At 44.5% G+C, this 10,742-nt stretch carries 9 protein-coding genes and 2 pseudogenes; 8 read left to right on the top strand and 3 right to left on the bottom strand.

Features of this window, described 5'->3' with window-relative positions; genetic code table 11:
- Both AB5Y82_RS10015 and AB5Y82_RS10010 read right to left on the bottom strand, forming a co-directional pair.
- A partial coding sequence (locus tag AB5Y82_RS10015; RefSeq protein WP_368173927.1) for a DUF932 domain-containing protein occupies positions 1 to 317 on the bottom strand: 317 nt, incomplete at its 3' end.
- Between the two features lie 648 nt (positions 318 to 965).
- A pseudogene (locus AB5Y82_RS10010) lies at positions 966 to 1,025 on the bottom strand (SEC-C metal-binding domain-containing protein); the annotation flags it as partial.
- A 359-nt stretch (positions 1,026 to 1,384) separates the two neighbouring features.
- Between AB5Y82_RS10010 and AB5Y82_RS10005 the strand changes: the two are divergent.
- From AB5Y82_RS10005 to AB5Y82_RS09970, 8 genes are all read left to right on the top strand, one after another.
- A complete protein-coding gene (locus AB5Y82_RS10005; RefSeq protein ID WP_255912947.1) occupies positions 1,385 to 2,398 on the top strand; it encodes a LacI family DNA-binding transcriptional regulator in 1,014 nt (337 codons plus the stop codon).
- Between the two features lie 329 nt (positions 2,399 to 2,727).
- The gene (locus AB5Y82_RS10000) at positions 2,728 to 3,048 is read left to right on the top strand and encodes a PTS sugar transporter subunit IIB (RefSeq protein WP_069529424.1); all 321 of its coding nucleotides are present in this window, start codon (positions 2,728 to 2,730) and stop codon (positions 3,046 to 3,048) included.
- A 186-nt stretch (positions 3,049 to 3,234) separates the two neighbouring features.
- Positions 3,235 to 3,603, top strand: a complete 369-nt coding sequence (gene chbA, locus AB5Y82_RS09995) for a PTS N,N'-diacetylchitobiose transporter subunit IIA (RefSeq protein WP_224968541.1) — start codon at positions 3,235 to 3,237, stop codon at positions 3,601 to 3,603.
- Between the two features lie 14 nt (positions 3,604 to 3,617).
- Positions 3,618 to 5,027: a glycoside hydrolase family 1 protein gene (locus AB5Y82_RS09990; RefSeq protein ID WP_224968539.1), complete on the top strand. Its 1,410-nt coding sequence runs from the start codon at positions 3,618 to 3,620 to the stop codon at positions 5,025 to 5,027.
- Positions 5,027 to 6,370: a PTS sugar transporter subunit IIC gene (locus tag AB5Y82_RS09985; RefSeq protein WP_069529428.1), complete on the top strand. Its 1,344-nt coding sequence runs from the start codon at positions 5,027 to 5,029 to the stop codon at positions 6,368 to 6,370. The genes AB5Y82_RS09990 and AB5Y82_RS09985 overlap by 1 nt, the downstream gene beginning before the upstream one ends.
- 201 nt (positions 6,371 to 6,571) lie before the next feature.
- Positions 6,572 to 7,882, top strand: coding sequence for a carbohydrate porin (locus tag AB5Y82_RS09980; RefSeq protein WP_245147403.1), 1,311 nt, complete (start codon positions 6,572 to 6,574; stop codon positions 7,880 to 7,882).
- A gap of 279 nt (positions 7,883 to 8,161) precedes the next feature.
- Complete coding sequence (locus AB5Y82_RS09975) at positions 8,162 to 9,508, top strand: 6-phospho-beta-glucosidase (RefSeq protein ID WP_368173926.1); 1,347 nt, start codon at positions 8,162 to 8,164, stop codon at positions 9,506 to 9,508.
- A 75-nt stretch (positions 9,509 to 9,583) separates the two neighbouring features.
- The gene (locus AB5Y82_RS09970; RefSeq protein ID WP_368173925.1) at positions 9,584 to 10,456 is read left to right on the top strand and encodes an ROK family protein; all 873 of its coding nucleotides are present in this window, start codon (positions 9,584 to 9,586) and stop codon (positions 10,454 to 10,456) included.
- A 172-nt stretch (positions 10,457 to 10,628) separates the two neighbouring features.
- Here AB5Y82_RS09970 and AB5Y82_RS09965 read toward each other — a convergent pair.
- A pseudogene (locus AB5Y82_RS09965) lies at positions 10,629 to 10,742 on the bottom strand (DUF932 domain-containing protein); the annotation flags it as partial.

The raw sequence follows: 10,742 nt of genomic DNA, 5'->3' as shown, positions 1-10,742 counted from the left end.
AGCTCAAAGCCACCGGCTTCCACTAGGTCTTGATAGAAGTGCAGCACCTCGTGAGGCTGTACCACGTTGTAGCGGCTTGAGACCACCGACAGAGGGGTGAGGGTATCGGAGCGATACAGCACCTTGCTATCGCTGTAGGGACGGATATGCAGTGCATCGGAGGCGACGTTAAACATCACGTCGCTCTGCTCGATGGTCCAATCCATCCCGGCTGCCTGCAGCCAGATATCGAGAGATTGTTGCGGGGGCAAGACATTGCCAAGGCCATGCCAAGGGGTTTGGCCGGTGTAGGCCATCGTATCGATCAGGTGAGCCATGAGAAATCTCCAATGAAAAAGGGACTGCACAGAGCAGTCCCTTAGGTAGGTTCATGGAGATAATATATATCTGAAATTAATTCAAATAAGGCTCATTTGCATCCCTGGTTTCTAGCTATTGGATGTGTGCTGTGGTACCCCAGGCCAAAAACGACCAATGTGTTGGCTCAGTGAAGATGCCAACACATTGTTTTATATGGTGATACAGGCTGGAGTTGAACCATTATGTACTATAGGCGGAGATCAAATTGCGACAGGAACTCTACGACGAATTCAACTCTGAAGTGCAACACCCGCTCAGAAATCAGGCCGCTTTGAGTTACACCTCAAACACCATCTGCTGTTGCCTTAACCCAGGCGATCATCACTCAACCCGCATCGCAGGAAAAACGCGGGTTAAAAATCCGGTAGAAATGCGGGTGAAAACGCCAGAGCAGATCTTGTTGGTTGTGTTGGCAGAAGACCCAACTCTGATGCTTATAAACAAGTCGCGGAGCAAGTTGGGAAATACACAACACGGTGGAACGTGCTGTTGCTAGGTTAAGCAACGCGGGACGACTTCGCGCTGTCGGACTACGTAAAAGTGGGCGGTGGGAGGTATTGCTGATAAACGGTAGCTCCATTGTCTCTTGCTATCTATTTTGTTGGTCAGTGTAAACAACACTCTTTGTACTGCTTGCCGCTACCACAGGGGCACGGATTTTGACGGAGCTAATCTCAGGTTGTTGGCTCTACATGGGTTCACAAAGTTACGCCATAAAATAAGCATATAGGATACTGGCTTCAAAGTGGGCTTGGGCCTCTTGCTATTATAAGCATGGCAGAGCAATGCCAATGACAGTAAGGCGGGACTCGTATTGTGCTATTCTGGTTAATCATGCCCCCCACACCAAATCGCAAGGCACTAGCTGCTCGGCATGTTGAGCTGCGGGTCATAGTGCGTTTCCGTTCAAAAATCATCCAGTGTTGGGCTGGACGCTAAACAAAATATTATATATGCCAAAAAATTGATATGCTGACTCCATTGATAATTCATACTAATCGAATTGACAGGAACGTACACTCTGATGGCAACTATTAATGACATCTGCAGAATTACTGGATTTTCCAAGGCAACCGTATCACGCGCCATTAATGAAACAGGTCCGGTTAAAGAGTCAACCCGAAAAGTGATTCATGCTGCCATGCAACAACTCAACTTTCGTCCTAATTTGGTAGCACAGGCGTTAGCAAATAAGAGTGGCAATAGTATTGGTTTGGTTGTATCGGATTTTGACGGTGCTCACTTTGGGCATTTATTAAAGAATGCAGCCTTGGTTGCAGACCAAACCAATAAGCAGTTGATTGTGACCGATGGCCATAATGAACCAGAACGAGAAAAGCAGGCTATTTATTCACTGGTAGATCGTCGCTGCAGCGTGTTGATTGTGTATACCCGGCATATGACTGAAATTGATATGTTGTCCATTCAGCAAGAAATTGGGCTGCCAATCATCTTTATCGGACGCTCACTACCTTCCCATTGTGGTTATTCGATTTACTTTGATAATGAACACGCCACCAAACAAGCAGTGAGTCACCTGCTCTCCCTAGGCCACACTAGGATTGCCTATTTTGGTCCACCAGCGATCACGCCAACAGGCATTGCTCGTATGGACACATATCGGAAGATGTTATTGGAATGGGGTATTGAGTATCAAGAACACTGGTACCAATGCAGCAGCTTTAACATCGCGGAGGGTTATCGTGCGGCAAAGCAATATCTCACAAAAGGGGGTGGATGTAGTGCCCTCTTTGCCGCGAGTGACTCGATTGCATTCGGGGCGATGCAGGCATTTCGCGAGGCAGGGCTATTGCTACCTAACGACATGTCCATCGCCAGTATCGACGATGAAGAGATCTCGGCCTATCTATCGCCACCGTTGACCACTTATCGGTTCCCGCTCACTGAGATGGTTCATCATGCCATGGCGATAGCACTCAAGTTGATGGATGGGCAAGAAGTACCTTTCGAGTCTAAAGTGTTTCGGGGGGAATTAAAGATCAGGTCATCCGGGATGACTTGCATCACTTCATCGTGATTCGAATTATACCACACAAAGACCCCATTGGGTCCTTGGGCGTGCCTCCAACGTCTAAAAAAAAGCCTCACACGAGTCCGCCTGATCCCTCGCTTATCTATGGCCGCAGTAGACCGGAGTCTTTCGGCGCTAAAGCCAATAATACTAGGCCCTCAGGCGAACTTTTGCCTAGCTTCTGAGACGTTCTACGAATGCAGTGAACTGTTATTTCTTGTGAGTTGCAGCACAAAAATGGAACCGGTTTCTGTAACCGGTTCCATTTTTCTTTATAGTCATCATCAAGGTGATTAAACACCACATTCTAACTTAAGTATGTTGAGGACTATGTAATGAATAAAAAAATCTATCTGTTTTGTGCCGCAGGCATGTCTACATCTTTACTAGTCAATAAAATGCGTGAGCAAGCCGCCAAACATTCTGTGCCGGTTGATATTGAAGCTTTTCCTGAATCTCAATCCAATGAAAAAGGTATCGAAGCTGACGTTATTCTACTGGGCCCTCAGGTCGGTTATATGTGTCAAGATATCTCAGCGCGTTTCCCTCATAAGCCAGTAGCGGTGATTGACACTGGTATGTATGGCCGTGTAGATGGTCTAAGCGTATTGAAAGTTGCTATAGCTGAAATTAAAAAAGCAGCCAAGCCAGCCTAACCTATAGTACTTAGGCTTCAACAAAGCCATACCAAATTATTTTATCAATGAACCTGCCAAATATAATTAGGTGGCGTTCATTGGTGCGCGCCACCGTTTTTATTAAGGTGACAAGGATAATTTCTATAAACTAACCTGGCAATTATTTAACAAATTTTATTTATATTTAAATAATCAGAGGCACCTATGAATTTCGACGATCTAAACCTAGACAATATAAAAGAAGACGGTTCAGAGGTTCAGCAAATGGATCTTGAAGAGCAGGTAATGGGCATCATTATCAATTCTGGTGAAGCTCGTAGCTGTTCTTACAAAGCCTTGGCATTTGCAAAGCAAGGGGATTTTGCTCAGGCCGATGCGAAAATGGAAGAGGCTCGTCACGCAGCGAATGCCGCCCATTTGGTGCAGACACAGTTGATTGAAGCTGATATGGGAGAGGGTAAGACCCCAATGACACTCATCATGGTCCATGCCCAAGATCACCTGATGACATCGATGTTGGCCCGTGAGTTGATCAAAGAGTTGATCGATCTTCACAAGAAAACTTCCAATTAAGCGGAGCATTATCAATGAAGTTTGCACATGACTTTCTTATGGGCGCAGCCAGCGCATCTTACCAAGTAGAAGGTGCCTGGAATGAAGATGGCAAAGGCATGACTAACTGGGATGAATTTACCAAGATCCCGGGGAAAACCTTCGAAGGCACCAATGGTGATATCGCGGTTGACCACTATCATCGCTATAAAGAAGATGTTGCCTTGATGGCTGAGATGGGTCTGGAGTCCTATCGCTTCTCCATTTCATGGGCTCGTATTTTCCCAAATGGTGATGGCGAGATTAATCCAAAAGGGATTGAATTTTACAACAACTTAATCGACGAGTGTCTGAAATATGGCATTGTGCCATTTATCACACTTTATCACTGGGATCTGCCACTGCCCCTAGAAAAAGAGGGGGGATGGTTGAGCCAGCGTACCGTCGATGCATTTGTTAACTATGCAAGAGTGTGCTTCGAAGCCTTTGGTGATCGTGTAAAACACTTCATCACCATCAATGAGACGATTGTATTTTGTTCTCTAGGTTATATGGCTGGCGCTCACCCACCAGGAATCAAGAATGATCCGAAGAAGTACTTCCAGGCTGTTCACAATGTTTTTTATGCTCATGCCAAGGTGGTACTGCTATATAAATCCATGAATCTATATGGTGAAATTGGTATCAGTAACGTATTTAGTCCAGCTTTTGGCGTTGATGATAGTGAAGATAGCCAAAAAGCGGCATATCATGCTAATGCGTATGCGACCCATCTCTACTTCGACCCGATTTTGAAGGGTGAGTATCCAGCTTATGTCATGGACGCACTGAAAGTCAGCGGCTTCCATCCAGAGCAGACAGCAGAAGAGTTAGAAACTATCAAGTTGGCTGCTAGTTTGAATGACTTTATGGGGCTCAATTATTATCAGCCGAGTCGGGTTGAATTGATCAAAGGTTCTCTAGAGCAGCGTGAAGCTACCCGTGAAAACTCAACTGGTGCACCGGGAAATCCAAGTTTCGATGGTTTCTTCCGCACCGTGAAGATGGATGATAAACGTTATACCAAATGGAATTGGGAGATTTCGCCAGAGGGCTTTGTAGCTGGTTTGAACATGCTCAAAGATCGTTATGGTCAAGTCAAGATTTACATTACTGAGAATGGTCTTGGTGATGAAGATCCGATTGTGGAAGATGAAATTTGTGATGTCCCACGCATCAAATATATCAGCGAGCATTTAACTGCGCTGAAACAAGCAATCAGTGATGGTGTGAACGTCAAAGGATACTTTGCTTGGTCTGTTATTGACCTGTTGAGCTGGCTCAATGGATATAAAAAACAGTATGGCTTTATTTATGTCGATCACAAAAATAACTATCAGCGAAAGAAAAAAATGTCTTTCCACTGGTTTAGTTCGGTGATTAAAAATCGTGGGGAAGATCTCTAATGAGTAATTTTAACCAAAAAATACAAGCCGTGATGCCCTATGTCATGGGGTTTGTTAACTCCAAGCCGGTCAAGGCAATCAAGGATGGCTTTCTTTACACCATGCCGTTGACCATTATTGGTTCGGTCTTCCTGCTGCTGGCATTTATTCCTGTCCCTGGGTATGGCGAATTGATGGCCAGTATCTTTGGTGACAATTGGCAGGGGCCATTGTGGCAAGTAGTAGGTGCCACCTTTGATATTCTGGCACTCATCGGTGTGTTCGGTATCGCTTATAGCTGGGTTCAAAATGAAGGCTATCAGGGGGTTAGTGCAGGCATTTTTGCAATCGTAACCATGCTGATCCTCAACGATAACTTCATTCTGGCTGCGGATGGTGCCACCTTGGGTGGGGTGATTCCTAAAGCCTATATGGGCGGTAAGGGAATGATCGTGGCCATCTTTGTCGGCATCACTGTAGGTTGGATTTATAGCTGGTGCATGAAGAAGAACCTGACCATCAAGATGCCGGATGGCGTGCCGCAGGGGGTTGCTAATGCGTTTACCGCCCTGATCCCGGGGGCCTTGATCATCCTGACAGCCTGCTTCACCTGGATTTTCTTTAAGTTCGCGTTCGACAAGACAGTGGTCGTGGTGTTGTACGATCTGCTGCAGATACCATTGCAAGGTTTGTCTGACTCTCTGGGGGGTGTCATCGTTGTTGCCCTGCTGATTTCTTTATTGTGGTGGTGTGGTGTGCATGGCTCCGCCATTGTAATGGGGATCATGGGGCCGATCGTGACGGCGAACGCGCTGCAAAACCAAGAATTGCTCATCAAAGGAGAGCAGTTGATTGCCGGGGAAAACGCCAAGATTGTTACTAACCAGTTCATCGATCAATATGTAACGTTTGGTGGTGCAGGCCTGACCCTTGGTTTGGTTGTATGTATGTTGATGTTTGCAAAGTCCACGCAATATAAAGATTTGGGTAAAATAGCGATCATGCCAGGGTTGTTCAATATTAACGAGCCGGTGATCTTTGCTTTCCCCATCGTATTTAACCCACTGATGTTGATCCCGTTCTTGTGCGCACCGATTATTTCTGTACTGATGGTTTATTTTTCCATCTCTGCAGGCCTGGTCGAGCCGTTCACTGCGATTACCGTTCCTTGGACCACTCCGATGATCATCAGTGGCTTCATTGTGGGTGGGTGGAAGGCCGCGTTGTTGCAAGTATCAGTATTCTTGATGACTATCTTTGTGTACTACCCATTTATGAAAGCGCAGGACAATATCGCCTGCAAAAATGAAGATGTGTCAAAAGAGACGTTTGAAGAAGATGATGCTTTGTCACTGCAACTGTGACGATATGATGGCAGGGTGTTGATGTTGAAAAACACCCTGCTATAAGCAGAAACAAATATTGAATTAAAAAACATCCCAACCAGTACAGATATTGATATTTTCATACAGTTCTATTCAGCTCATTTCATGGATTGAATGGCAATACTTTAACTGTTGTTTTTTCATTCACAGAAATACTAAGTAAATTAACATGGAGTTATAATGAAAAAATTTAGCTTACTATATACCGCCGCAGCTGTGGCTGCGGTAATGAGCTCCGCATCTGTTTTTGCGAATAGCAACGATGATATTGAAGCGCTGAAACTTCGCCTTCAGGAGTTGGAAACCAAGGTCAACACAGAAACTAAATATAAAGATGACCAGCAGCCAGCAACATTGACCAGTGAGACAAAAGTGCCGGATGGACTTGTATTTTCTGGTTATGCCCGTTATGGCGCACATTATCAAAACTCTGATAAAGAGCGGGTGAGCAGCTTTGGTAGCTTGAGTGGTAATGCTACGGGTCGCTTGGGCAATGAAGGTAATGGTGGTGAGTTTCAGCTTGCCAAAGCCTTTAAAAACGACAGTGGTGCCATCTGGGATTTAGTCTTGATGCTGGATCATTGGTCTGAAGGTTCCTGGGCCGACGACGGTGGTGTCAACGTCAAGAAAATGTACGCCGGTGTGGCTAATGTTTTTGAGTCGCAACCAGACCTGTATCTGTGGGCTGGCCGAGATTTTCATCAGAGACCTCAGACCGATCTGAATGACTATTTCTGGATGACTCATGATAGCCAAGGTGCCGGTTTCAAAAATTTGACCTTAGGTGGGATCAAATTTGATTTTGCCGGTGTCGGACAAGTTAATGATGACATGGTAGAAGACAACGGTCGTTACGCGCTGACCAGTAAACTACATGGTATCAAGCTGGGTGACGTGGATCTTAGCCTTTATGCAAACTACGGCACTACATCCGAAAAATTGACTGAAGATGACAAAAAAGATCTAGCAAACTCTGCTTATCAGTTAGCAAGTGAAGCGGTATGGGCGGGCCAAAAGTTTGTTATTCGTTATTCACACAATGCGCTAAACAGTGTGTTCGATTTGGCTGACAATCAAGATGCCTTGCTGTTCAGCCTAGATGGTGCCATCCCCTTGACTGAGCGGGCAAAAATTCAATATTTGACCTCTTATCAAAAACTTGATTTAGACAAGAGTGACGAGAGCCGCAAAAACTACAGCTTTATCCTGCGCCCGACTTACCAATGGAACGATGTACATTCTACCTGGTTGGAGGGTGGTTATAGCATCGTTGATTATGATGATATCGATGCGACTAACACCTCTTGGAAAACTACTCTATCACAAAATATCGCTATCGGTGGGGAAACCTGGTCTCGCCCGATGTTACGCTTCTACGCCACCGTCGGGAATGCAGATAATGAATATACCGGTCGTGATGACAAAGGTGTGTTGACAACATCTGATGATGACACAGTGACCTTCGGCGCCATGTTTGAAGCATGGTGGTAAAGTGATGCTCGTGTTTCATGACGGCCATAAGGCCGTCATGCTTTTCGCATTACAGGTGTGCTTACCCTTTGTACCCACATATAGTAGTCGAGGTGGCGTAAATAGTGACATGCCTTTGATGCCATACTGCCGTTACAATAAATAATGTTTAGGTTCCATCAAAAACTTCATGATGAACTTATCAAAAGCATATTTGTTCTCAATTAGATGGAAAAATGTAAGCGGCATCTTTATTAAAAATATGCTGCAAGAGCAGCGTGAAGGATTAACGGTATTTTTATGAATAATAAACTCAAAGTAGTCACCATTGGTGGTGGCAGTAGCTATACTCCTGAGCTGGTTGAGGGATTCATTAAAAGGTATGCAGAACTCCCTATTGGTGAGCTCTGGTTGGTCGATATTCCTGACGGTGAAAAAAAACAGAATATAATATTTGATCTGTGCCAACGAATGATTGCCAAGTCAGGCTTGCCGATTACCCTTCATAAGACTCTCAATCGCCGTGAGGCCTTGACTGGTGCAGATTTTGTCACCACTCAGTTACGAGTCGGTCTGCTCAAAGCTCGAGAAAAAGATGAGCGCATTCCATTAAGTCATGGTTTGCTTGGTCAGGAAACAAACGGCGCGGGTGGTTTATTTAAGGGGCTACGAACCATTCCGATCATTTTTGATATAATCAAGGATGTTGAAGAAATTTGCCCAGACGCATGGATTATTAACTTCACTAATCCGGCTGGGATGGTCACTGAAGCTGTCGCCCGTCATACCAATTTCCAAAAATTCATTGGGGTATGCAATGTCCCCATTGGCATGAAAATGTTTGTGCAAAAATCGCTACAGTTAACAGATGCTGATGAATTATCTCTTGAGCTGTTCGGGTTGAATCACTTCGTTTTTATAAAAGATGCTTTTGTTAATGGTGAATCCCGTTTTAATGAGCTATTTGAATATGTAATCGATGGCGCACAAAAGGAATCCGCTTCAGTAAAAAACATATTTAGCATTCCCTTTGAGGCTGATTTTTTGCGCGGATTACGGTTATTACCTTGTCCCTATCATCGTTATTACTTTAAAGAAAAAGAAATGCTAAGTATTGAGATGGGCGAGTATTACAAAGGTGAAACCAGGGCACAGGTAGTGCAACGGGTAGAAAAAGACTTGTTCAAGCTGTATCAAGACCCTAATCTAAATTATAAGCCAAAAGAACTTGAAATGCGTGGTGGCGCATATTATTCAGATGCAGCCTGTGAAGTGATCAGCGCCATTTATAATGACAGTCACAGCGAACACTATGTGATTGTCCCCCATCATGGTCAGATCAAAAACATCCCAGCTGACTGGACAGTCGAGATGACCTGCCGGGTCGGTCGTGATGGTGCTAAACCTGATCCACGTTTTAGTCAGTTTGACGAAAAAGTACTAGGTTTAATCCATGGTATCAAAGCATTTGAAATTGCTGCAGCCAATGCAGCAGTGAGTGGTAGCCTCAATGATTTGCTGGTTGCCATGAATATCAATCCGCTGGTACATTCTGATGATGATGCAAGAAAGGTGGCAACCGAGTTGCTATTGGCACACAAAAAACATTTGCCACAATTTGCAGAGACTATTTCTGAACTGGAATAAGACTGCCAATCTCACTTAGCATTAGCTGGTTGCTGCGAGAACGGCAACCAGTTGTTATTTTTATAGGGGACGATCATGTCTAATTATATCTCTTTTGATATCGGCGGTACCGCCGTTAAATATGGTGTAATAGATGATGCTGGAGTTATTTATGAAAAGAGTTCATTCCCGACCCCTGATAATTTCCATGGGTTACTAGATGCAATGAAGATGGTCTTGTCGATCTATCAACACAAATATTCACCGGTTGCTATCGCGCTAAGTATTCCTGGAGCAGTTAATGAAGTTTCTGGTTTTATTGGTGGTATTACAGCACTGAGATATATCCATGGATTTAATATTAAGGCTAAGTTCTCAGAGGTCTTTGGTTTGCCCGTTGGAATGGCCAATGATGCTAACTGTGCCGTGCTATCGGAAGGTTGGATTGGTGCAGCGAAGGACGTTAAATCATATGCCTGTGTTGTGATTGGCACCGGCGTGGGTGGTGGCGTGGTGGTCAATGATCATTTAGTGAGTGGCGCGACTCAGCATGGTGGTGAGTTTGGCTACTGGATTATGGATCCATTTAGTCGGACCAACTGGAGTGATCTTGGCTCAACACGAATCTTATTGCGCAAAGCGGCATGGGCGCTGGGAGTTGATACTATTGATGGCGAGGCTTTTTTTGCCTTGGTAGCAAATGGGAATCCATTGATGATTTCTTTACTTGATGAATTTTGCTTTATCAATGCATTGGGCATTTATAACATCAAGCACGCAATAGATCCGGATCTCATCTTGGTCGGTGGTGGAATTAGCTGCCAACCTAAAGTTATTGAGGGCATTAATAATCAATTGAAAATATTATTGAGTCGTGGTGGGAACATGGAGTTTGAGGTTGTTGCATGCCATCATCGAAATGATGCTAATCTAATTGGCGCAGTATATAACATGCTACTTAAAGATTAGTTTTTTATAACCGAAATTTGTAGGGTATATTTTTATTCCCTATGGTTTAGTAGCTGAAAATTCAATTAGATTGAGGTTGCTTGGCATATGCAAAGGTAAATGTTCACGATAAGATAGGCGTTGTTGAATAAATATGAAAAGGAGAAGCCTTTCCTCAAGCTGCTATGCAGTTCAGTTCACCTGCTTTCTCCAGCTCAAAGCCACCGGCTTCCACTAGGTCTTGATAGAAGTGCAGCACCTCGTGAGGCTGTACCACGTTGTAGCGGCTTGAGACCACCGACAGAGG

The organism is Aeromonas sp. s13 (assembly GCF_040907905.1).
Taxonomy (GTDB): domain Bacteria; phylum Pseudomonadota; class Gammaproteobacteria; order Enterobacterales; family Aeromonadaceae; genus Aeromonas; species Aeromonas veronii.
The sequence above is the reverse complement of the archived record's forward strand: the minus strand, read 5'-3'. Positions and strand labels throughout refer to the sequence as shown.

Bases quoted from the DNA above. Each gene is read 5' to 3' on its own strand.
- AB5Y82_RS10005 (WP_255912947.1), top strand. From the start codon at position 1,385: ATGGCAACTATTAATGACATCTGCAGAATTACTGGATTTTCCAAGGCA.
- AB5Y82_RS10000 (WP_069529424.1), top strand. From the start codon at position 2,728: ATGAATAAAAAAATCTATCTGTTTTGTGCCGCAGGCATGTCTACATCT.
- chbA (WP_224968541.1), top strand. From the start codon at position 3,235: ATGAATTTCGACGATCTAAACCTAGACAATATAAAAGAAGACGGTTCA.
- AB5Y82_RS09990 (WP_224968539.1), top strand. From the start codon at position 3,618: ATGAAGTTTGCACATGACTTTCTTATGGGCGCAGCCAGCGCATCTTAC.
- AB5Y82_RS09985 (WP_069529428.1), top strand. From the start codon at position 5,027: ATGAGTAATTTTAACCAAAAAATACAAGCCGTGATGCCCTATGTCATG.
- AB5Y82_RS09980 (WP_245147403.1), top strand. From the start codon at position 6,572: ATGAAAAAATTTAGCTTACTATATACCGCCGCAGCTGTGGCTGCGGTA.
- AB5Y82_RS09975 (WP_368173926.1), top strand. From the start codon at position 8,162: ATGAATAATAAACTCAAAGTAGTCACCATTGGTGGTGGCAGTAGCTAT.
- AB5Y82_RS09970 (WP_368173925.1), top strand. From the start codon at position 9,584: ATGTCTAATTATATCTCTTTTGATATCGGCGGTACCGCCGTTAAATAT.